The sequence below is a fragment of the Burkholderia sp. 28_3 genome (genome assembly GCF_003253915.1).
Classification (GTDB): Bacteria; Pseudomonadota; Gammaproteobacteria; order Burkholderiales; family Burkholderiaceae; genus Burkholderia; species Burkholderia cenocepacia.
In genome coordinates, this window is sequence record NZ_QKZF01000005.1 from 24,067 (window position 1) to 46,320 (window position 22,254).

The following is a 22,254-nucleotide window of genomic DNA, read 5'->3' on the forward strand; positions in this document are numbered from 1 at the left end:
GCGCGGCCGGGCGCCGCGCGCGGGTCATCAGCGTGCGGCGAGCCATGCGTCGACGCGCGCGAGCCCGGCGCGCAGCGCGTCGAACAGCGCCGCGTTGCCGGCGAGCGAGCCCCACAGCGCGCGGTTCGCGCCGAGCGCGACAACGGGGTCTGAGGCCCCGACGATCGCGCGGGCGCTGCTGTCGTCCATCACGCCGTCCTGGTACGCATACGGCAGCGTGCCGCGCGCCCAGCGTTCGAGAAAGCGCAGGAACAGTGCGGGCAGCACGGCGGTCGCGACCGGCGCGGCGCCGCGCGCGAACGATTCGACGAGCGTCGGCGCGATGAAGCCCGGGATCTTCGAGAAACCGTCGGCCGCGACGCGCTGGTTCGTGTCGAGCACGTACGGATTGCCGAAGCGCTCCAGCACGACGTCGCGGTAGCGCACGAGATCGAGCGGACTCGGGCTCAGGCACGGGATCACGTCCTGCGTCACGTAGTCGTGCGCGAAGCGGCGGATCGCGGGGTCGTGCGTGCCTTCGTGGATGTAGGTATGGCCCGCCAGCGTGCCGGCCCATGCGATGCAGCTGTGCGTCGCGTTGAGGATGCGGATCTTCGCTTCCTCGTACGGATGCACGTCGTCGACGAGTTCGGCGCCGGCCAGCTCCCAGCGTGGCCGGCCGGCCGCGAAACGGTCCTCGATCACCCACTGGATGAACGATTCGCCCATCACCGGGCACGCATCGTCGACGCCGGTGGCCGCGAGGACGCGCTCGCGCACGTCGGCGGTCGGGCGCGGCGTGATGCGGTCGACCATCGCGCTGGGCGTCGCGACGTGCGCATCGAACCACGCGAGCAGGCCGCCTTCGCCGCGCCGTTCGAGGAATTCGCGCATGCCGGCGCGAAAGCGTGCGCCGTTGTTGCGCAGGTTGTCGCAGCTTTGCAGCGTGAGCGGGCCCGCGCCGCGCTTCACGCGTTCGGCGAGCAGCGCCGCGAGCGCGCCGTACAGCGTCGTGCGCGCGCCCTGCAGGTCGGCGGCGAGATCGGCGTTCGCGACGTCGAGCCGGTTGTGTTCGTCGAGGTAGTAGCCGCCTTCGGTGACGGTGAACGACACGATCCGGCAGGCCGGATCGGCGCCGGCGTCGATCAGTGCGGCAAGGTCGATCGACCACGGCAGCACGCGCGTGATCGCGCGGATCGTCTCGTACGCGCGCTCGCCCTGCGGGGTGACGGTTTCGAGCGTGTACGCGCCGTGCTGCGCGGCGAGCGCGTCCATCGTCGCGCGCATGTCGTCGCGGATGTTGCCGACGGTCAGCGACCAGCGCTCGTTGGTCGGCACGGCGGCGTTCACGCGGTGCAGATACCACGCCTGATGCGCGCGGTGAAACGAGCCGGCGCCGATGTGCAGCAGCACGGGCGCGTGGGCGGAGGGCGATTCGCTCATCCGGTGTCTCCTTTTCCTGCCTGTCTGTCCTGTCGAATACGATCATTTGCTCTTTATGTGAGCGAATGATCGTATTCGGGCGAACGAAAGTCAAGGCGGGGACGCGGCATTTCGATGGTGCGCTGCGGCGGCGCGCGGGCCGGGCGGACGCGGAGCCGGCAGGAAACGAACGTCAGCGTCCTTCGCGCGTGAGCGCGACGAGTTCGTCGAGCAGCTTGCCGGCCGGCCCCGGCAGGATGCCGTGGCGGCGCCGGAACGCGGTGAGCGTGCGCACCGCGACCACTTCGCGCACGGGCAGCGTGTCGATCGTGCCGGCGCGCTGCTCGGCGCCGACCATCGGCTCGGCCATCCAGCTCAGGAAACCGGCGTGCGCGACCAGGCTTTTGAGCGTCGTGACCGAGCGCGTCTCGACCGCGATGTCGGGCAGCGGCAGCCCGTGCGCGTCGAAGGTCGCGCGCATGTGGTCGAACGGCGCGGTGCCGCGCGGCGGAATCGCCCAGCGCGCGTGCAGCGTATCGGCGAGCGTCGGCGGGCGGCCGAGCGCGCGCAGCGGATGGTGCGGCGCCGCAACGATATGGCTGCGATCTTCCCAGCGGCACTCGGGAATCGCGACGATCTCGTCGGTATCGGGCCCGTGCGCGGACAGCGCGAGGTCGATCTCGTGCTTGATCAGCCCTTCCGCGAGCCGGTCCCACACGCCTTCGATGATCTCGACGCGCAGGTTCGGCCAGCGGTCGAGCACGCGGCCGACCGCGATCGGCAGCACGAGGCTCGCGATGCTGCCCACCGCGCCGACCTTGATCGTGCCCTTCGCGAACCCGCGCATCGCGTCGAGCTCCTCGCGCGCATGCTCGGCCTCGTGCTGCAGCAGCGTCGCATGCGGCAGCAGCGCCTCGCCGAACGCGGTGAGCTGCACGCCCTTCGAATGGCGCTCGAACAGCGGCGCGCCGACCTGTTCCTCCAGCCGCTTCAGGATCCGGCTCAACGCCGGCTGCGTGACGTGCAGCGCGTCGGCCGCGCGGCCGAGGCTGCCGGACGCGACGATCGTCGTGAACGCGCGTAATTGTCGGAGATCGAAAGTCATGCCGGATCGTAATGGCTTTTTGCAGAAAATACAGTATCCGAGAATGGCTTGCACTTCGATACTGTGGAAACCGCCCAGTCATCGAGGAGACACCCGAGCATGTCCGGCCATCCGCCCCTTTCCGCATCGATCACCGTCCGCGACGCGGTCGTCGACCTGCTCCGTCAGTTCGGCATCGACCGCGTGTTCGGTAATCCCGGTTCGACCGAGCTGCCGATGTTCCGCGACTTCCCCGACGATTTCTGCTACGTGCTCGGCCTGCACGAAGCCGTCGTGGTCGGGATGGCCGACGGCCATGCACAGGCCACCGGCAATGCGGCGGTCGTCAACCTGCATTCGGCGGCGGGTGTCGGCAACGCAATGGGCAATCTGTTTACCGCGTTCAAGAACCGCACCCCGCTGATCGTCACCGCGGGCCAGCAGGCGCGCGCGATTCTGCCGTTCGATCCGTTCCTCGGCGCGACGCAGGCCGCCGAGCTGCCGAAGCCGTACGTGAAATGGAGCATCGAGCCGGCGCGGGCGCAGGACGTGCCGGCCGCGATCGCGCGCGCGTACCGCATCGCGATGCAGGAGCCGCGCGGCCCCGTGTTCGTGTCGATCCCGGTCGACGACTGGGACCAGCCGGCCGAACGGCTGCCGCGGCGCGACGTCAGCAGCATCGTGCGGCCCGATCCCGACGCGCTCGCGCGGCTCGGCGACGCGCTCGACGCCGCGCGGCGCCCGGCGTTCGTGGTCGGCGCGGCCGTCGATCGCGCGGGAGCATGGGACGACGTCGTGCGCCTGGCCGAGCGGCACCGGGCGCGCGTGTACGTCGCGCCGATGTCGGGGCGCTGCAGCTTTCCGGAAGACCATCCGCTGTTCGCCGGCTTCCTGCCCGCGATTCGCGAGAAGATCGTCGCGCGGCTCGACGGGCACGATCTCGTGTTCGCGTTCGGCGCGCCCGCGTTCACCTATCACATCGAAGGCTTCGGCCCGCACGTGCCGCCGGGCGCGACGCTCGTGCAGCTCGTCGACGATCCGGGCGTCGCCGCGTGGACGCCGTCGGGCGATGCGGTCGTCGGCAATTTGCGGCTCGCCGCGCGCGACCTGCTCGCGCGACCGGCGCCGCCCGAGCGGCCGATGCCCGCGGCGCGCGCGCCGCGGGTACGCGTCGACGCGCCCGCCGCCGGCGAGCGCATGTCGGTCGCGTTCGCGCTGCAGACGCTCGCCGACGTGCGCGACGCGTCCGACATCGTCGTCGAGGAGGCGCCGAGCGCGCGGCCGGTGATGCAGGAGCATCTGCCGTTCACGCGCAGCGGCACGTTCTACACGATGGACAGCGGCGGGCTCGGCTACGGGATGCCGGCCGCGGTCGGCGTCGCGCTCGCGCAGCCGGGCCGGCGCGTGATCGGGCTGATCGGCGACGGCTCGAGCCTGTATTCGATCCAGGCGTTGTGGAGCGCCGCGCAGCTGAAACTGCCGATCACGTTCGTGATCCTGAACAACCGGCGTTACGCGGCGCTGCAGGATTTCGCGCCCGTGTTCGGCTTTGGTCCGGGCGACCCGGTGCAGGGCACCGAGCTGCCCGACCTGGATTTCGTCGCGCTCGCGCAAGGGATGGGCTGCCGCGGCGTGCGCGTCGCCGAAGCGGCGAAGCTGCGCGACACGCTGACCGACGCGCTGCGTGCCGCGACGCCGGTCGTCGTCGAAGTCGAGATTGCGTGACGCGCCGCGCGCGTCCTTCCGGAGATGCCATGCAAACCGTAGCGATGCTGATCGGCGGCGAACGCCGCCACTCGTCCGGCGGCGCGACCTTCGTGCGCCGCAACCCGCTCGACGGCCAAGTCGCGTCCGAAGCGCCCGCATGCACCGTCGACGATGCGCGCGCGGCGGCCGATGCGGCTGCCCGTGCATTTCCCGACTGGGCCGCGCTCGGGCCCGGCGCGCGGCGCGCCTTGCTGCTGAAGGCGGCCGCCGCGCTCGAAGCGAAGCACGACCAGTTCGTTGCGGCGATGGCGGCCGAGACGGGGGCGTCCGCGCTGTGGGCCGGCTTCAACGTTCACCTCGCGGCGAGCGGGCTCGTCGAGGCCGCATCGCTCACCACGCAGGTCGGCGGCGAGCTGATTCCGTCGGACGTGCCGGGCTCGCTCGCGATGGGCGTGCGGCAACCGGCAGGCGTCGTGCTCGGCATCGCGCCGTGGAACGCGCCGGTGATCCTCGCGACGCGCGCGCTCGCGCTGCCGCTCGCGTGCGGCAACACGGTCGTGCTGAAGGGCTCGGAGCTGTGTCCCGTCACGCACGGGCTGATCGTCGAGGCGCTGCAGGAGGCCGGACTGCCGCCGGGCGTCGTCAACTTCGTGACGAACGCGCCCGACGATGCGGGCGCCGTCGTCGATGCGCTGATCGCGCATCCGGCCGTGCGCCGCGTGAATTTCACCGGCTCGACGCGGGTTGGGCGGATCGTCGCGCAAGCGTGCGCGCGTCACCTGAAGCCGTCGGTGCTGGAACTCGGCGGCAAGGCGCCGTTCGTCGTGCTCGACGATGCCGATCTCGACGCGGCGGTCGCCGCGGCCGCATTCGGCGCATTCGCGAATTCCGGGCAGATCTGCATGTCGACCGAGCGCATCGTCGTCGACGCGGCGATCGCCGATGCGTTCGTCGCGAAGCTCGCCGACAAGGCCGCGTCGCTGCCGCTCGGCGATCCGCGCAACGGGCCCGTCGTGCTCGGTTCGCTGATCGACACGAAGGCGGTCGAGCGCTGCAACGCGCTGATCGACGATGCGCTCGCGCACGGCGCGACGCTGCTGTGCGGCGGCAAGGCCGACACCACGCTGTTCCCGGCGACGCTGCTCGACCATGTGACGCCGGCGATGCGCATCTACGCGGAAGAATCGTTCGGCCCGGTGAAGGGCATCGTGCGCGTCGACGGCGAGGAGGCCGCGATCCGTTGCGCGAACGACAACGCGTTCGGGCTGGCGTCGGCCGTGTTCAGCCGCGACGTCGCGCGGGCGCTGCGCGTCGCGGCGCGCATCGAATCGGGCATCTGTCACGTGAACGGCCCGACCGTGCACGACGAGGCGCAGATGCCGTTCGGCGGCGTGAAGGACAGCGGCTTCGGCCACTTCGGCGGCAAGGCAGGCATCGCCGCGTTCACCGACCTGCGCTGGATCACCGTGCAGACGGCGCCGCGCCACTATCCGTTCTGACGAGGCCGCCGACGATGAGAATTGCAATTCTGGGCGCCGGCGCGATGGGCTCGCTGTTCGGCGCGCGGCTGGCCGAAAGCGGCGAAGCCGTCACGCTGATCGACGTGAACGATGCGCATCTCGATGCGATCCGCCGCGACGGGCTGCGCATCGACGACGACCGCGGCGAACGGCGCATTCGCACGCTGCAGGCCGTGCGGCCGGACGCCGCGAATGCGGCCGCGGCCGCCGCGCCCGACACACCGTTCGATCTGCTGATCGTTTTCACCAAATCGCTGCACACGCGCGCCGCGCTCGACGGCGTGCGCGCGCTGCTGACGCCGGACACGTTCGTGCTGACGTTGCAGAACGGGCTCGGCAACGTCGAGACGCTGAATGCGTTCGTGCCGCTCGAGCGCATCCTGGTCGGCGTGACGACGTGGCCGGCCGATGCGGCCGGGCCCGCGCACGTGCGCTCGCACGGCGCCGGCACGATCCGCATGATGACGGCCGACGGCGCGGCACGCCCGTTCGCGACGGCCGTGGCCGACACGCTGTCGCGCGCGGGGCTCGCCTGCACGCTCGATGCCGACGTGTGGGCCGCGATCTGGGAGAAGGTCGCGTTCAACGCGGCGCTCAACACGCTGTGCGCGACGACGGGTTGCACCGTCGATCAGCTCGGCCATCATCAGGACGGGCCGCGGCTCGCGCTGGCGATCGCGGCCGAGACGGCCGCCGTCGCGCGCGCGAAGGGCATTGCGGTCGACGGCGAGCGCGTCGCACGCAACGTCGAGCATGCGATCCGCGACCATCGCGGCCATCGCCCGTCGATGCTGCAGGACGTGCTCGCGGGCCGCCGCACCGAAATCGACGCGATCAGCGGCAAGGTCGTCGCGGCCGCGCGCGAAGCGGGCGTCGCGGTGCCGCATGCCGAGACGCTGCTCGCGCTCGTCCGGTTGATCGACGCACGGACGAACTGAGCCACAGGCCGGCGGCCGGCTCGCGCCGCATGACGATACGGAGGCCGCGCCCGTGGGGCGACGGCGCCGGGTCGTGAAGGGTGGAACAAGACGCCGACGCCGATGCACGGGCGCCGGTCGATGCACAGCACGAGATCCGGGCACGCATGCGCGCCAGCCCGGACAACCGGAGACGCCATGAAAACCATCGAATGCCGTTGTCTTGCCGCGCGCCGTTCGCGCACGTTGCCGCCGACGTGCGGCGCCCGGGAGGCCGCATGAGCACGCACGACGCACTGGATGGCCGGCGGCCGCCGTCGATCGACATCGGCACGACGCTCGACGACGGGCCGTTCACGCTGATGCAGCGCTGCGTGGTGCTGCTCGCCGCGCTCGCGATCGTGCTCGACGGGTTCGACGGCCAGCTGATCGGCTTCGCGATTCCCGTGCTGATCCGCGAATGGGGTATCACGCGCGGCGCGTTCGCGCCGGCCGTCGCGGCGGGGCTGGTCGGGATGGGCATCGGCAGCGCGTGCGCGGGGCTCGTCGCGGACCGCTTCGGCCGCCGCCAGGCCGTGATCGGCAGCGTGTTCCTGTTCGGCCTCGCGACCTGCGCGATCGGGTTCGCGCCCGACGTCGCGACGATCGCGATGCTGCGCTTTTGCGCCGGGCTCGGGATCGGCGGCGCGTTGCCGACGGCCACGACGATGACCGCCGAATACACGCCCGCGCGGCGCCGCACGATGATGGTGACCGCGACGATCGTCTGCGTGCCGCTCGGCGGGATGCTGGCCGGCCTGTTCGCGCACGAGGTGCTGCCGCGCTACGGCTGGCGCGGGCTGTTCTTCGCGGGTGGCGCGTTGCCGCTCGTGCTCGGCTTCGTGCTGGTGCGCGCGTTGCCCGAGTCGCCGCGCTATCTCGCGCGACGCCCCGCACGCTGGCCGGAACTCGGCGCGCTGCTCGCGCGGATGCAGCGGCCGGTCGCGCCGGGCACCGTGTTCACCGATACGAAGGACGCCCGCGCGCCGGGCAGCCGCGGCGGCTTCGGCGCGCTGTTCGCGAGCGGCCAGGCGCGCGACACGATCGCGCTGTGGTGCGCGTTCTTCATGTGCCTGCTCGCCGTGTACGCGGCGTTCAGCTGGCTGCCGACGATGCTCGCGGCGAGCGGGTTGAGCGTGTCGGTCGCGGGCTCGGGGCTCACCGCGTACAACCTCGGCGGCGTGATCGGCGCGTTGTTGTGCGCATGGGCGATCGCGCATGCGGGCTCGCGCTGGCCGCTCGCGCTGTGCAGCATCGGCGGCGCGGCGAGCGCGGTGTGGCTGATGGGTGTCGATGCGAGCCGCCATACGGGTTGGCTGATCGTCGGGCTCGGCCTGCACGGGCTATTCGTCAACGCGGTGCAGTCGACGATGTATGCGCTGTGCGCGTACATCTATCCGACGGCCGTGCGTGCGACAGGCACCGCGAGTGCGCTCGCGTTCGGCCGGCTCGGCGCGATTCTCAGCGCATTCGCGGGCGCGATCGTGATCACGGCGGGCGGCGCGGGCGCGTATCTGACGATGCTGGCCGTGGCGATGGGCGTGGTGTGCGTCGCGCTGCTCGCGGTGCGGCGGCACATTCCGCGGCTGTCGCGCGTGCCCGCGCCGCCGCGCGAAGGGGAGGAACTCGCCCGCCCGTCGTCGTGACGGCGGGCGCGTGACGTGCGTTACAGCGTGGTGCGCACGTGCCAGAGCTCGGGGAACAGCACGACGTCGAGCATCTTGCGCAGGTACGGCGCGCCGCTCGTGCCGCCGGTGCCCTGCTTGAAGCCGATGATGCGTTCGACCGTCGTCACGTGACGGAAGCGCCACTGACGGAACGCATCCTCGAGATCGACCAGTTCCTCGGCCATCTCGTACAGCTCCCAGTGCTGCTGCGGATGACGATAGACCTCGAGCCACGCGGCTTCGACCGTCTCGTCGTGCCGCATCGGCTGCGTCCAGTCGCGCTCGAGCCGCTCGGGCGCGATCGGGAACCCGCGCCGCGCGAGCAGGCGCACGACCTCGTCGTAGAACGACGGCGCCTCGAGCGTCGCGCGCACCTGTTCGAGGATGTCCGGCCGGTGCGCATGCGGCTGCAGCATCTGCGCGTTCTTGTTGCCGAGCAGGAATTCGAGCTGGCGATACTGGTACGACTGGAAGCCCGACGACTGGCCGAGATACGGCCGCATCGCCGAATACTCGGACGGCGTCATCGTCGACAGCACGTTCCACGCCTGTACCAGCTGCTCGAGGATGCGCGACACGCGCGCGAGCATCTTGAACGCGGGCGGCAGCGCGTCCGTGCGCACCGCATCGAGCGCGCCGCGCAGCTCGAACAGCGCGAGCTTCATCCACAGCTCGCTCGTCTGATGCTGGATGATGAACAGCATCTCGTTGTGATCGGGCGACAGCGGATGCTGCGCGTCGAGGATCGAATTCAGCGACAGGTAGTCGCCATAGCTCATCGACTTCGAGAAATCGAGCTGCGCGTTGTGCCAGCCGGCTTGAGCGTCGGCCTCGCCCGGCACGTGCGGGGCTTCGTGCGCGGCTTGCGCCGGTTGTGCGGCGCGTGCGCCCGAGAACGGGCAGCCTGCCGGCGCATCGCCGCCGGGGGGCTGCATATGACCAGAATTCACGACTTTCTCCAGATTTGAATGATGAATGCGCGGCGCGCGCACCGCATGCAACGGCGGCGCGCCGCGCAGAACCGGTCAGGTCACCGCGCCGCGTTCGGCGAACTCGGGCGCCTTCCACGCGTCGGTGGCGAGGATGTCGCGCAGCGTCTCGACCGCATCCCACACGTCGGCGAAGCGCGTATAGAGCGGCGTGAAGCCGAAGCGCAGCACGTACGGCTCGCGGTAGTCGCCGATCACGCCGCGCGCGATCAGCGCCTGCATCACTTCGTAGCCGTGCGGATGCTCGAAGCTCGCCTGCGAGCCGCGCTGGTGATGCGCACGCGGCGTGACGAGCTTCAGCGACAGGCCCGCGCAGCGCGCTTCGACGAGCGCGATGAAGGCATCGGTCAACGCGAGCGACTTGCGGCGGATCGCGTCCATGTCGGTCTGCAGGAACACGTCGAGCCCGCATTCGACCATCGACATCGACACGATCGGCTGCGTGCCGCACAGGAAGCGCGCGATGCCCGGATCGGGCGCGAAGCCCGGCTGCATCGCGAACGGCGCGCGGTGGCCCCACCAGCCGGACAGCGGCTGCGAGAAATGCGCGAGATGGCGTTGCGGCACCCACACGAACGCGGGCGAGCCGGGGCCGCCGTTCAGGTACTTGTACGTGCAGCCGACCGCACCGTCCGCGCGCGCGCCGTTCAGGTCGACCGGCACTGCGCCGGCCGAGTGCGCGAGATCCCACAGCATCAGCGCGCCGGCGTCATGCACCAGCTGTGTGACGGCCGGCATGTCATGCATGTAGCCGGTGCGGTAGTTCACGTGCGTGATCATCGCGACGGCCGTGTCCGCGCCGAGCGCGCCGGGCAGGTCGGCCGGATCGTCGATCAGGCGCAGCGTGTAGCCGCCGCCGAGCTGGTCGATCAGCCCCTGCGCGATGTACAGGTCGGTCGGGAAGTTCGAGCGCTCCGACACGATCACCCGGCGCTCGGGCGCACGCTCGGCCTGGTGGCGCAGCATCGCCGACAGCAGCTTGAACAGGTTGATCGAGATGGTGTCGGTGACGACCGTCTCGCCGGGCGCGCCGCCGATCAGCGTCGCGAGCTTGTCGCCGAGGCGGCGCGGCAGCGCGAACCAGCCGGCCGTGTTCCAGCTGCGGATCAGGCCTTCGCCCCATTCGGCGCCGATCACCTGCTGCGCGCGGGCGGCCGATGCACGCGGCTGCGCGCCGAGCGAGTTGCCGTCGAGATAGATCACGCCGTCCGGCAGCGAGAACTGGTCGCGCAGCGGGGCCAGCGGGTCGTCGCGGTCGAGCGCGAGCGCGTCTTCACGGGTCTTGATCATCATGATGTGAGGTCGTAGGTCGGGTAATCAGGAAGCGTGCGCGGGCAGCGCGCGCAGCACCGCACGCACGGGGCTCGCGTCGAGCGTCGCGAATTTGAGCGGCAGTGCGATCAGTTCGTAGTCGCCGGGCGGCACGTCGTCGAGCACGATGCCTTCGAGGATCGCCATCCGGTGCGCGCGCACGCGGCGATGCGCATCCATCGTCTTCGATTCCTGCGGGTCGAGCGACGGCGTATCGATGCCGATCAGCTTCACGCCGTGCGCGGCGAGCAGGTCGACGGTGTCGGGCGCGACCGCGCAGAAATTGCTGTCCCATTGCTCGACCGCGGCGCGCGCATACGTGCGCAGCAGCACGCGCGGCGGTACGCCGTCGAGCGCGGCTTCCACGTCGGCCGGCCGCACGACCGGCGATGCGCCGATGCAATGAATCACGCGGCACGGGCCGAGATAGGTGTCGAGCGGCACCGCGCCGATCGGCGCGCCGTCGGCGTCGTAGTGCAGCGGCGCGTCGCAGTGCGCGCCCGTGTGCGGCGACAGCGTCAGGCGCGCGACGTTGACCGGCGAACCGGCCTCCATCCGCCATACGCGCTCGACGGCAACCGGCGTATCGCCCGGCCACACGGGGGTGGCGGGGCTGACGGGCGGTGAGATGTCCCAGAGTGTGTCCATGGCATGACGAAGCGTGAGTCGATCCTTCGAATGATAGGTGGACGCTCGCAGAAAGTGCTTGCGAAATAAACATGGACAATCCGCCGGATTGGCAGATAATTCGACTCAGAGGGAAAACGGGGACCAAAAATGCACGCGATCACGCTCGATGCCACCGACTGCCGGATTCTGGCGGTACTGCAGGAGGAGGGCAGAATCAGCAATCTCGACCTGGCCGAACGCATCTCGCTTTCGCCATCCGCCTGCCTGCGCCGCATGCGCCTGCTCGAGGAGCAGGGCGTGATCGAGCACTATCGCGCGTGCCTGAGCCGCGAGAAGCTCGGCTTCGAGCTCGAGGCGTTCGTGCAGGTGTCGATGCGCAACGAAGAGAATCAATGGCACGAGCGCTTCGCGGAAGCGCTGCGCGAATGGCCGGAGGTGGTCGGCGCGTTCGTCGTGACGGGCGAGAGCCACTATCTGCTGCGCGTGCTCGCGCACAACCTCAAGCACTATTCGGATTTCGTGCTGAACCGCCTCTACAAGGCGCCGGGCGTGATGGACATCCGGTCGAACATCGTGCTGCAGACGCTGAAGGACGAAGCCGGCGCGCCGGTCGGGCTGGCGCGCACGGGGGCGATCAAAGCGGTGTGAGGCCGTGGAAGCCGCCGCCGTGGAACACGAGCGGCGGCGCCGTTTCCGTTACGGCGCGCACGCCGCAGCGTTCCACTTCGCCGACGAAGATCACGTGGTCGCCTTCGTCGTAGCGGCTGCGGTTGTGGCATTCGAACCATGCGAGCGCGCCGTCGAGCACGGGCATCCCCGAGTTGCCGGCCGCATGCGCGATCCCTTCGAAGCGGTCGCCCTTGTAGGTCGAGAAGCGCTTGCACAGGTCCAACTGCGACGCCGCGAGCACGTTCACCACGTAATGGCTGTTGCCGCGGAACACCGGCGTCGACGCCGATTTGTGCGCGAGGCTCCACAGCACGAGCGGCGGATCGAGCGACACCGAATTGAACGAACTGGCGGTGATGCCGATCAGCTGGCCGGACGGCGCGCGCGTCGTGATCACCGTCACGCCCGTCGCGAACTGGCCGAGCGCCTGCCGGAAGGCGGCCGAGTCGAAATCCGGCGGATTGGCGTGGCTCATCGGGCAGCCATCCGGAACGGGACGGGCGGGCGCGACACGGCACGGGCGTGACGGGCGCGGCGGACGAAAGACGACGAGGCGGTCGATTGGAAAGGGGTGCGCATGGCCCGATTTTAACGGAATCGAAGTCGCCGGACCCGGTCGGGCGGCGCATCGCGACGGCAGGGTGGCGTAGCGAACACTGCGGCGCGCGGCCGGCAGCGCCGTTCCGTCACGTTTTTTAACGGTGCGGCCGTTGCGCCCGGCACCTCGCTGCGCCAGCGAGCCATCGCTGCCCGCGCTATCGCGCCGCCGCCAGCCCGAGCGACAACGCTCCCGTCACGATCAGGCTCGACGCCCACACCGCATCCAGATTGAACCAGCTCCGCGACACGAACTTCAGCCCGAGATAACGGTACACGAGCCACGCGAGCCCGCCGCCGGCGGCGATCATCGCGGCCGCATGCACGGCGGCGACGACGAGCGCCATGCCGAGGTGCGCATCGACGAGCAGCGCCGCCGCGCGGTGGCCGGCATCCCGGTCGAGCCCGCACAGGCCGAGGTAGATCGGCACGAGCATCAGCCCCGCGCCGTGCGCGAGCGCGACCGCGAACGACCACAGGCCGAGCCGCGCCGGCGGAATCCGTGCGAGCGCCCGCGGATGTCGGCGCCGGATCAGCAGTACCGCGCCGAAGCCGATCACGAGCGCGCTCGCGCCGATCCGGATCGCCGACTGCCACGCGAGCAGCGCGGCGAGCAGCCCGAATGGCAGCATCACCGCGAAAACGGCCAGCGCATGACCGAGCGCGAGATAGCCGAGCGCCGCGACGAGCGCGCCGCCGCGGCGCGTCATCAGCGCGTTCGACACCGCGAGCGGCCAGCCCATCGCCGGGTTGAGTCCGTGATAGACGCCGCTCGCGAGCACGGCCGCCCACAGCGCGAACGACGCGTGAAGGCCGGTGCTCAACGCTTGACCGACGGATAGCAGAACGAGTCGGTCGAGCAGTCGCCGCCTTCGAGCCGGATCTGGTGCGCGCGGTAGCCGTCGGGGAACTCGACCCAGTAGTCGTCGGCGAGCGTCAGCCCGCCGTCCGGCCCCGCGTGCGCGAGCACCTGCGCGGCCGGCACGCCGTCCGGATAGAACTGGTCGTCCCACGTCGAATAGAGCGAGTTGGTCCAGTACACGCGCCGGCCGTCGCGACTGATCTCGACCATCTGCGGGCCGCCCGCGAACGTGCGGCCGTTCGAGTGCGGTGCACGGCGCGCGATGCCGCCGATGCGCACCGACCCCGCGAGCACCGGGTGGTGCGGGTCCGACACGTCATACTGGCGCATCTCGCCGGTGCCCCAGCACGACACGTACAGGAAGCGATCGTCGAGCGACAGGTCGATGTCGGTCACGAGCGGCGGCACCGCGCCGAATCCTTGCAGCAGCGGCGGCAGCTCGTCGGCCGCGGCCGGTTCGGCCGGGATCGTCGCGGTTTTCTTCACATGGAACTTGCCGCCTTCGCGCCACCAGGTCCAGATCGAGCCTTCGAGATTGGTCGTATCGACCACGACGCCGACGAATCCGTATTCGCGCACCGGGTCGTGCGCGGGCCGCACCTCGAGCGCCATCTGGTGCTGCGCGCCGAGATCGATCGTCTGCACGTTGCGCCGCGCGCGCAGGTCCCAGAAATGCAGCCGGTGCCCGTACTTGTTCGCGAGCAGGTCCTCCGGGACGATCCCGTTCTCGAATTGCGGCGGCAGCGCCCATTCGCTCGACACCATGTAGTCGCGCGGCAGGTTCCACCAGAAGTCGTAATGCTTGTCCTGCGGGCCGCGGTCGATCTCCCAGCGGCCGAGCACGTCGAAAGTCTCGCAATCCATGATGAAGATGCCGGGCGCGCCGTCGGTGCCGTCCTTGCCCGCGCCGCCCAGCGTGCTCACGTAGATGCCCTCGGGTCCGCAATGCACGGTGTGCGGCCGCGAATAGCCGGTCTTCGCGAAGATTTCGTCGGGCTCGATGATCTTGTGGATGCGCGCCTGCGTCGGATGCGGCTTCGTGTCGATCACGTAGATGCGCGACGAGCGCAGGCCGGGAATGATCAGGAAGCGGCGCTCGAGGAACGCATGGCCGGTCAGCGGCGACAGCGACGACGAGCACGCATTCCAGCCGAAGTGGTGAAACTCGTCGCCGGTGTTCGGCATCGTCACCGTGTGCACGATCTTGCCGTACGTCGACGAACCGGGCTTCACGTCGATCACGGCAAGCGCGTCGGGTCTGGAAAAATCGGGGCTCAGCAACAACGTATAGGCAAACTCCTCCGCCGGCGCCTGCATCGCAAGTTCGGGCGAAGCGTGAAACGTCGGGTCGGGCCGCATGCTCATGGTGATGTCCTCCGGATGGTGTCGGATCGTGGACGCACGGCCGTTCGTTGCGGACGCGCGGACTGCGGTGGCCGCGCGCGTCGGCGACGCGCGCGATGCCGTGCATCAGGTCGTGAAAGCGGGAAAAGGCGAGGGGGTGCCGCGCGGCGCGCTCCGCGAAACCGGCACGTGCCACTGCGATGGTGCGATCGACGGAGCGGCGACCGGGCCCGCGACGCAGGCGATGTCTGTTAAGGCGTGCATATCGATGTTCCGGCAGATGATGGTGGCATCGGGGTCGGGCATGCATCGGACGCTGGGCGGGCGCGACGGGTTGGCCGTCGCTTGCGCGTGCCTAAGTGTAGACGAGAAACACGCGGCGGGGCGCGTGCGGCGCCCTGTCCGATCTGCCAGTTGCGCGCGCGAGTGAGATACTTGACGAAGTGCCGCTGCCTCCCCCTCGCGGGCGGGCAACGGCGACGCGAAACGATGGCGCCGGCACGGGCGTGCCGGCTGCCGTCATCCACGAGGGACTGATTTCATGGGGAACGAGATGCTTGAAACCGCGACGCTCGGAGGCGGGTGTTTCTGGTGCACGGAGGCCGTGTTTCTCGACGTCGACGGCGTGACGGCCGTGCAGTCGGGTTACGCGGGCGGCCATACGCGCAATCCCGGCTATCGCGACATCTGCGAAGGCGACACGGGCCACGCGGAAGTCGTCAACGTGACGTTCGATCCGGCGCGCATCGGCTATCGCGAGATCCTCGAGATCTTCTTCGCGACGCACGATCCGACCACGCTGAACCGGCAGGGCAACGACGTCGGCACGCAGTACCGGTCGGTCGTGTTCACGCATTCGGATGCGCAGCGCGATACCGCGCTCGACGTGATCCGCGAGCTCGAGCGCGAGCAGGTGTTCGGCCAGCCGATCGTCACGCAGGTCGTGCCGCTCGACGGCAATTACTGGCCGGCCGAGGACTATCATCAGAACTATTACGCGCGCAATCCGGGGCAGGGCTACTGCTCGGTCGTGATCGGGCCGAAGCTCGCGAAATTCCGGCAGAAGTTCGCGCACCGGCTGAAGTCGCTGCGCGGCGCGTGAGCGTCGACGGCGCACGCCGCGATCACGCCGCCTCGTTGCGCCACTGCGCGCACGCGGCGGCGATTTCGCGCGCGAGCGCGATGCACGACAGCGGCGCGGAGCCTTCCGCCTTGTTGTTGATCGTGATGATCACCGGCTGCCCGGCCAGTGCGTAGCGCGCGGCCAGTTCGGCGAGCGCCGAGCGGGTGGCGGGATCCTCGTCGACGAGCTTGTCGAACGGCTCGTATTTCGCTTTCGCCTGCTCGTACTTGAACCCGCCGTGCAGGCTCCAGCGCACGATCAGCGGGCCCGGCGCGTCGCCGTCGAGCAGTGCGAGCGCGGCGGCCTGGCGCAGCGGGTCGGGCATCCGCGCGTGCAGGCCGACGCAGTAGCGCACGCCGAGCGCGGCCAGTGCGCGGATGAAGCGCGGCGTGAGCAGGCTCGCGTCGCGGATCTCGATCGCGTAACGCGGGCCGTCGGCATCCGGCGGCAGCGGCGGCAGCGCCGCGAAGAACGCCGCGAGCCGGTCGATCAGCGCGGCCGGCGCCGCGAGCAGTTGATCGGGCAGCGGCGAGAACTGGAACACGAGCACGCCGGCTTTCCGGCCGAGCCCGTCGAGGCACGGCTGGACGAATTCGCGGGTCGCGAGCGGTGCGTCGAGGAAGGTCGGGTTCGGCCCGGACGGCTCGCCGCGCCGGCCGCGGATCACCGCGTCGGTCACCGCGGCCGGCGCCTTCACGACGAAGCGGAAATCGTCTGGCACCTGCTGCGCGTAGCGCAGGTAGTCGGCCACCGACAGCGGGCCGTAGAACGAGCGGTCGAGGCTGACGCTCCTCAGCAGCGGATGCGCGCCGTACGCTTGCAGCCCTTCGCGCGACAGCTTCGTCTGCGCGAAATCGCCGTCGTAGACGATGCCGTTCCAGCCGGGGAAATACCACGACGACGTGCCGAGCCGCACGTTCGGCGGCAGGCCGGCCGCGGCGGCGGCCACGTCGGCCGGGATCGGCGCGGGCAGCACGCCGCGCTTGCGGCGGCCTTTTTTCGGCGCGGCGGCCGGCGGGGACGGTTCGTCCCACAGCAAACCGGACGACGGGGCAGGCGCGTCGTCGTCGGCGGCGGGGCGGGAGGTCGAACGGGCGGGCGGGGGTGGTCGTGCGTGGTCCGGTGCGTCCGGCGTCACGGATTCATCGGCGTTGTCGTCGTGCGCGGGCGACGCGCGTGCGGCGTCCGTCGGCACGCCGAACAGGTCGAACTGTCCGTCGGCGTGCGACTCGTTGGCGTCGTCGTGCTGCTGTCGTTGCGGCGGCGCCTTGCGCCGCGTCCTGCCGTCACCCATGCATGCCCAGCGTAAGGCGCCGCCTAGCGCGGCAGCGCGTGTTCGTACATGTAGCGCCGCGACCACGGCAGCGTTTTCGCGCTGCGTCCGGCCTTGCGGCACACGATCTGGAAGATCGACACGTCGTCGTGCTCGAACGCATACGCGCAGCCGGCCAGATACACGCGCCAGATGCGGAATTTTTCGTCGTCGACGAGCTTTCGCGCCTCTTCGGCTTTTGCTTCGAAATTTTCCGTCCAGATATCGAGCGTGCGCGCATAGTGCCGGCGCAGGCTTTCGACGTCAACCGCCTCGAGTCCGCCGCGCTGCGCCGCTTCGAGCGCGAGGCTGATGTGCGGCAGCTCGCCGTCCGGAAACACGTAGCGATCGATGAATTCGCCGCCGCCGAGCGCCGTTTCGCCGCTTTCCGCGTCGGTCGACGTGATCCCGTGATTCATCGCGATGCCGTCGTCGGTCAGCAGCTCGCGGATGCGCGAGAAATAGAGCGGCAGGTTCTTGCGGCCGACGTGCTCGAACATCCCGACGCTCGTGATGCGGTCGAACTGGCCTTCGATCTCGCGATAATCCTGCAGACGAATCTCGATCCTGTCTTCGAGCCCCGCGGCCTTCACGCGGGCGGTCGCGAGGTCGAACTGGTTCTGCGACAGCGTCACGCCGAGACACGTCGCGCCGAACTTCTGTGCGGCGCGCAGCACGAGCGCGCCCCAGCCGCAGCCGATGTCGAGCAGGCGCTGGCCGGGCTGCAGCTGGATCTTCGTCAGGATGTGGTCGATCTTCTTGATCTGCGCGGTGGCGAGATCCTCGTCGCCGTTCTCGAAGTACGCGCACGAGTACACCATGTTCTCGTCGAGCCACAGCTGGTAGAACTCGTTCGAGACGTCGTAGTGGTACTGGATCGCCTTCTTGTCGGTGCTCTTCGTGTGATTGAAGTAGCGCTTCACGCGGGCGAGCTTGCTTGCGCTGGTCACGGTGCTGCGCGCGAGCGAGTAGCCGATGTTGATGATGTCCGACAGCTTGCCTTCGATGTCGATCTTGCCTTTCACGTACGCCTCGCCGAGATTGTCGAGGCTCGGTTCGAGCAGCAGCGGCAATGCCGACGCGCTGTTCACCTTCAGCGTGACCTGCGGTGCGCTGAAGGTGCCGAAATCGAGTTGATCGCCGTTCCACAGCACGAGGCGCGCCGGTATGTTCGCTTTTGCCCGTACTTCATCCGCCCACTGTGCCAGCTTCTTTTCCCAGAACATTTGGATTCTCCGTTTGTTCGTTGAATCGAATACAGCCAAGTATCCTGACCGGCGCCCGCCGCTTGCGGCGCGGGCACCCGGATGCAACACGAGACACGACCGGCGTGCGCCGGCGCCGCGCTTAGGGCGACAGGCGCGAGATCGTCCAGCCCGGCGACGCCGCGGCGTCGCGCGTGTAGAGCAGGCGGTCGTGCAGCCGCGACGGGCGCCCCTGCCAGAACTCGATCGAGTCGGGCACGAGCCGGTAGCCGCCCCAGTGCGGCGGGCGCGGCGGGTTGTCGCCGTAGCGTTCGCTGACGGCCTTTTCGCGCGCTTCGAGCGTCGCGCGGCTGTCGATCACGGCGCTCTGCTCCGACGCCCACGCGCCGATGCGCGAGCCGAGCGGGCGCGACGCGAAATAGCGGTCGCTTTCTTCCGCGCTGGTTTTCTCGATCCGGCCTTCGATGCGCACCTGGCGCTCGAGCTCGATCCAGTAGAACAGCAGCGCGGCCTGCGGATGCACGGCGAGATCGTGCCCCTTGCGGCTTTCGTAATTGGTGAAGAAGACGAACCCGCGTTCGTCGACGCCCTTGATGAGCACGATCCGGGCCGACGGCCGGCCGTCGGCGCCGACGGTCGCGAGCGTCATCGTGTTCGGCTCGGGCAGCTTGGCGGCGAGCGCCTCCTTGAACCAGCGATCGAACTGGGCGAAGGGGTCGGGGGCGGCATCGGCTTCGTCGAGCGAAGCACGTGAATAGTTGATGCGGAGATCGGCGAGAGTCGTCATGTTATGCAAACGCTTCAATCTGGGGCCAGTATAGCGAACGCGCGAGAATCGTGCGTGCACAGTGGCGCGTGCGGACGGGGAGTTCAGGCAAAATAGAGGGCTGCACGACTTACGTTTTCCTTGCTGCCATGTCCTCCGCCGACGCTGCCCCGCCCAGTTCTTCTGATCTTACCCCGACACCGGAAATCCAGCTTGACGTGGATCGCGCGCGGCGTTTCGGCGGCGTCGCGCGCCTGTATGGCGCGCCGGCCGCCGCCGCGTTCGAGCGGGCGCACGTCGCGGTGATCGGGATCGGCGGCGTCGGGTCGTGGGTGGCCGAGGCGCTCGCGCGCAACGCGATCGGCACGCTGACGCTGATCGATCTCGACAACGTCGCGGAAAGCAACACGAACCGGCAGATCCATGCGCTCGACGGCAATTTCGGCAAGCCGAAGGTCGACGCGATGGCCGAGCGGATCGCGCTGATCGATCCCGCGTGCCGCGTGAACCGGATCGAGGATTTCGTCGAGCCCGACAACTTCGACGCGCTGCTCGGCGGCGGCTTCGACTACGTGATCGACGCGATCGACAGCGTGCGCACGAAGGTCGCGCTGATCGCATGGTGCGTCGCGAAGCGGCAGCCGTTGATCGTGGTCGGCGGCGCGGGCGGCCAGCTCGACCCGACGCGCATCCGCATCGACGATCTCGCACTGACGATCCAGGATCCGCTGCTGTCGAAGGTGCGTGCGCAGTTGCGCAAGCAGCATGGTTTTCCGCGCGGGCCGAAGGCGCGCTTCAAGGTCAGCGCCGTGTATTCGGACGAGCCGCTGATCTATCCGGAAGCGGCGGCCTGCGACATCGAGGACGGCGCCGAGCCGTCCACGGCCGCGCACGTCGCGGGGCTCAACTGTGCGGGCTTCGGTTCGAGCGTGTGCGTGACCGCGAGCTTCGGGTTCGCGGCGGCCGCGCATGCGCTGCGTGCGATCGCGGCGCAGGCGGCCGGCTGAGCGCGCGACGCGCGGGCAGGAAAGACGGATGCCGCGGCGCGGGTAACGCGCCGCGAGCGATACGGCAAGTCGGCCGGGCCAGCGCGGCCCGGCGCGTCGTGCATCAGTTGAGCGCCATGCTCAGCTTGCGTCGCCACCCGGCGACGAGGTCGGGGCGATCGCCGGCCAGCTCGAACACCGAGATCATCGTGCGGCGGCCGAGATCATCGCCGTACGTGCGATCGCGCGTCACGATTTCCAGCAACTGTTCCAGCGCGCCTTCGTACGCGCGCCGCGCGATCAGGCTCTGCGCAAGGTCGAAGCGTGCGTCGAGATCGGCCGGGTTTGCCGCGATGCGCGCTTCGAGCGCATCGGTCGGCGGCAGGTCGGCCGTGGCTTCGAGTGCGTCGAAACGGGTCTTGATCGCCTGGTAGCGCGGGTCGCCGTTCTGCACGGTTTGCGGCGACAGGCGCTCGGTCTCGGCGCGCGCGGCGTCGACTTCGTTGCGCGCCAGCAGCAGTTCGATCAGGTCGAGACGCGCGTCGTCGTAGCCGGGGTTCAGCGCGAGCGCCGCTTCGAGGTGCCCGAGCGCCTCGTCGAAGCGCTGTTCGGCCATCGCATACTGCGCGGCGCGGCGCTCGGCTTCCTCGGGGGCCGGCAGCAGCCGGTCGAGGAACGCGCGCAACTGGCCTTCGGGCAGCACGCCGACGAACTGGTCGACCGGGCGCCCGTCGGCGAACGCGATCACGTGCGGGATGCTGCGCGTCTGGAAGTGCGCGGCGAGTTCCTGGTTCTCGTCGACGTTGACCTTCACGAGCTTCCAGCGGCCTGCGTAATCGGCTTCGAGCTTTTCCAGCAGCGGGCCGAGCGTCTTGCAGGGGCCGCACCACGGCGCCCAGAAGTCGACCAGCACGGGCGTGTCCAGCGACGCCTCGATGACGTCTTTCTCGAATGTGGCAAGCGTGGTGTCCATGGCGTTCTCTTCCGTTCGAATATCGTCAGGATGGGGGCGGCGCGCGGCTTTTTCAACGCGGTTTCGCTTCGGGCAACGGAATCCATTCGGTCTCGCCGGGCACCTTGCCCATTTCCTGGCGCGTCCAGGCCGCTTTGGCCCGCTCGATCGCCTCGCGGCTGCTCGCGACGAAATTCCACTCGATGTAGCGTTCGCCGTCGATCCGGTCGCCGCCGAGCAGCATCGCGCGCGCGCCGCTGGCGCTCGTCAGCGTGACCGTCGCGCCCGGCACGAGTACGGCCATCTGTTCGGCCGGCACCGGCGTGCCGTCGATCGCGAGCTCGCCGTCGACCACGTAGACCGCGCGCTCCTCGTGCGATGCATCGAGTTCGAGCCGGCCGCCGGCCGCGAATTCGGCCGCGACGTACAGCGTGCGCGAGAACGTCGTCACGGGCGAATGCAGCCCGAACGCGTCGCCGGCGATCACCGTCAGCGCCACGCCGTCGGCGTCGCGCTTGGGCAGCGTGTCGGCCGCATGGTGCTCGAACGACGGTTCGGTCGTCTCGTGCGCCTGCGGCAGCGCGACCCAGGTCTGGATGCCGTGCACGGTGTGGCCGCTGGCGCGTTGCGCGTCCGGCGTGCGCTCGGAGTGGACGATGCCGCGGCCGGCCGTCATCCAGTTCACGTCGCCGGGCACGATTTCCTGCAGCGAGCCGAGGCTGTCGCGGTGCAGGATCGCGCCGTCGAACAGGTAGGTGACCGTCGCAAGTCCGATGTGCGGATGCGGGCGCACGTCGAGCCCCGTGCCGGCAGGCAGCGTCGCGGGCCCCATGTGATCGAAGAAGATGAACGGGCCGACGAGGCGTGCGGCAAGCGCGGGCAGCGTGCGGCGTACCTGCAGGTTGCCGATGTCGCGGACGTGCGGCTTCAGCAGGGCTTTGATCGAGTCGGTCATGGCGGGCCTCGTGGGGAACGGCTGGATTGCCGGTCATTGTACTGGCGGCGCGGCGGCGCGCGCGCGACGCGGAGCGCGGGGAACACGAAATGCGCGCGCTGCGGCCGCGGCAGGCATGCGTCGTGCGGCATCCGCGGCGTGGCGCAAGCCGCTGCGCGCGCCGCCGATTCCATGCGGGCCGTGCGGGTATCGGGCCGGCCGGCGAAACCCGGTAGACT

Annotated in this window: 20 protein-coding genes; 7 read left to right on the forward strand and 13 right to left on the reverse strand. The window is 69.7% G+C overall.

Annotated features, from left to right (window positions below):
• Window positions 1-27 precede the first annotated feature (27 nt).
• A complete protein-coding gene (gene dalD, locus DFS13_RS13070; protein WP_111441801.1) occupies window positions 28-1,422 on the reverse strand; it encodes a D-arabinitol 4-dehydrogenase in 1,395 nt (464 codons plus the stop codon).
• A gap of 172 nt (window positions 1,423-1,594) precedes the next feature.
• Window positions 1,595-2,506 carry a LysR family transcriptional regulator gene (locus DFS13_RS13075; RefSeq protein ID WP_006485519.1) on the reverse strand — a complete coding sequence of 304 codons (912 nt, stop codon included), beginning with the start codon at window positions 2,504-2,506 and terminating at the stop codon, window positions 1,595-1,597.
• A gap of 99 nt (window positions 2,507-2,605) precedes the next feature.
• Here DFS13_RS13075 and mdlC point away from each other — a divergent pair, with 99 nt between their 5' ends.
• From mdlC to DFS13_RS13095, 4 genes are all read left to right on the forward strand, one after another.
• Window positions 2,606-4,210: a benzoylformate decarboxylase gene (gene mdlC, locus DFS13_RS13080; RefSeq protein WP_006496489.1), complete on the forward strand. Its 1,605-nt coding sequence runs from the start codon at window positions 2,606-2,608 to the stop codon at window positions 4,208-4,210.
• A 29-nt stretch (window positions 4,211-4,239) separates the two neighbouring features.
• Entirely contained in the window at window positions 4,240-5,691 is a 1,452-nt protein-coding gene (locus tag DFS13_RS13085) for an aldehyde dehydrogenase (protein WP_059721413.1), read from the forward strand.
• Window positions 5,692-5,705: 14 nt separating this feature from the next.
• Window positions 5,706-6,650: a ketopantoate reductase family protein gene (locus tag DFS13_RS13090; protein WP_006482478.1), complete on the forward strand. Its 945-nt coding sequence runs from the start codon at window positions 5,706-5,708 to the stop codon at window positions 6,648-6,650.
• A 257-nt stretch (window positions 6,651-6,907) separates the two neighbouring features.
• Window positions 6,908-8,314, forward strand: coding sequence for an MFS transporter (locus DFS13_RS13095; protein ID WP_034201905.1), 1,407 nt, complete (start codon window positions 6,908-6,910; stop codon window positions 8,312-8,314).
• 20 nt (window positions 8,315-8,334) lie between these two features.
• Here the strand turns inward: DFS13_RS13095 and kynA are convergent, their stop codons facing one another.
• From kynA to kynB, 3 genes are all read right to left on the reverse strand, one after another.
• Window positions 8,335-9,270, reverse strand: coding sequence for a tryptophan 2,3-dioxygenase (kynA, locus tag DFS13_RS13100; protein WP_006482479.1), 936 nt, complete (start codon window positions 9,268-9,270; stop codon window positions 8,335-8,337).
• Window positions 9,271-9,360: 90 nt separating this feature from the next.
• Window positions 9,361-10,614 carry a kynureninase gene (kynU, locus tag DFS13_RS13105; RefSeq protein WP_012492839.1) on the reverse strand — a complete coding sequence of 418 codons (1,254 nt, stop codon included), beginning with the start codon at window positions 10,612-10,614 and terminating at the stop codon, window positions 9,361-9,363.
• Between the two features lie 27 nt (window positions 10,615-10,641).
• The gene (gene kynB, locus DFS13_RS13110) at window positions 10,642-11,283 is read right to left on the reverse strand and encodes an arylformamidase (protein WP_080331962.1); all 642 of its coding nucleotides are present in this window, start codon (window positions 11,281-11,283) and stop codon (window positions 10,642-10,644) included.
• A gap of 129 nt (window positions 11,284-11,412) precedes the next feature.
• On the opposite strand from kynB, the gene DFS13_RS13115 reads away from it, so the two are divergent.
• A complete protein-coding gene (locus DFS13_RS13115; protein ID WP_006477992.1) occupies window positions 11,413-11,913 on the forward strand; it encodes an Lrp/AsnC family transcriptional regulator in 501 nt (166 codons plus the stop codon).
• On the opposite strand, the gene DFS13_RS13120 is transcribed toward DFS13_RS13115, so the two are convergent.
• From DFS13_RS13120 to DFS13_RS13130, 3 genes are all read right to left on the reverse strand, one after another.
• On the reverse strand, window positions 11,900-12,409 hold the full coding sequence (locus tag DFS13_RS13120) for a flavin reductase family protein (RefSeq protein WP_006482487.1): 510 nt from the start codon (window positions 12,407-12,409) through the stop codon (window positions 11,900-11,902). The two genes, DFS13_RS13115 and DFS13_RS13120, sit on opposite strands and share 14 nt — an antisense overlap.
• A gap of 280 nt (window positions 12,410-12,689) precedes the next feature.
• Window positions 12,690-13,355, reverse strand: a complete 666-nt coding sequence (locus DFS13_RS13125; RefSeq protein ID WP_006482477.1) for a hypothetical protein — start codon at window positions 13,353-13,355, stop codon at window positions 12,690-12,692.
• Window positions 13,352-14,758, reverse strand: coding sequence for a selenium-binding protein SBP56-related protein (locus DFS13_RS13130; protein ID WP_059721409.1), 1,407 nt, complete (start codon window positions 14,756-14,758; stop codon window positions 13,352-13,354). Before DFS13_RS13130 ends, DFS13_RS13125 begins: the two co-directional genes overlap by 4 nt.
• A gap of 520 nt (window positions 14,759-15,278) precedes the next feature.
• On the opposite strand from DFS13_RS13130, the gene msrA reads away from it, so the two are divergent.
• On the forward strand, window positions 15,279-15,839 hold the full coding sequence (msrA, locus tag DFS13_RS13140) for a peptide-methionine (S)-S-oxide reductase MsrA (protein ID WP_006482471.1): 561 nt from the start codon (window positions 15,279-15,281) through the stop codon (window positions 15,837-15,839).
• A 22-nt stretch (window positions 15,840-15,861) separates the two neighbouring features.
• Here the strand turns inward: msrA and DFS13_RS13145 are convergent, their stop codons facing one another.
• The 3 genes from DFS13_RS13145 to pdxH all read right to left on the reverse strand — a co-directional run bounded on the left by DFS13_RS13145 (window position 15,862) and on the right by pdxH (window position 19,164).
• Window positions 15,862-17,154: a DUF72 domain-containing protein gene (locus DFS13_RS13145; protein WP_034201426.1), complete on the reverse strand. Its 1,293-nt coding sequence runs from the start codon at window positions 17,152-17,154 to the stop codon at window positions 15,862-15,864.
• Window positions 17,155-17,177: 23 nt separating this feature from the next.
• The gene (locus DFS13_RS13150) at window positions 17,178-18,398 is read right to left on the reverse strand and encodes a cyclopropane-fatty-acyl-phospholipid synthase family protein (RefSeq protein ID WP_006482480.1); all 1,221 of its coding nucleotides are present in this window, start codon (window positions 18,396-18,398) and stop codon (window positions 17,178-17,180) included.
• 121 nt (window positions 18,399-18,519) lie between these two features.
• A complete protein-coding gene (pdxH, locus tag DFS13_RS13155; protein WP_006482475.1) occupies window positions 18,520-19,164 on the reverse strand; it encodes a pyridoxamine 5'-phosphate oxidase in 645 nt (214 codons plus the stop codon).
• A 128-nt stretch (window positions 19,165-19,292) separates the two neighbouring features.
• Here pdxH and tcdA point away from each other — a divergent pair, with 128 nt between their 5' ends.
• A complete protein-coding gene (tcdA, locus tag DFS13_RS13160; protein ID WP_034178425.1) occupies window positions 19,293-20,150 on the forward strand; it encodes a tRNA cyclic N6-threonylcarbamoyladenosine(37) synthase TcdA in 858 nt (285 codons plus the stop codon).
• A gap of 103 nt (window positions 20,151-20,253) precedes the next feature.
• On the opposite strand, the gene trxA is transcribed toward tcdA, so the two are convergent.
• Window positions 20,254-21,102, reverse strand: coding sequence for a thioredoxin (gene trxA / locus DFS13_RS13165; protein WP_111441802.1), 849 nt, complete (start codon window positions 21,100-21,102; stop codon window positions 20,254-20,256).
• 52 nt (window positions 21,103-21,154) lie between these two features.
• Window positions 21,155-22,036 (reverse strand): pirin family protein, encoded by an 882-nt coding sequence (locus DFS13_RS13170; protein ID WP_006482482.1) that lies wholly within the window; start codon window positions 22,034-22,036, stop codon window positions 21,155-21,157.
• Window positions 22,037-22,254 lie beyond the last annotated feature (218 nt).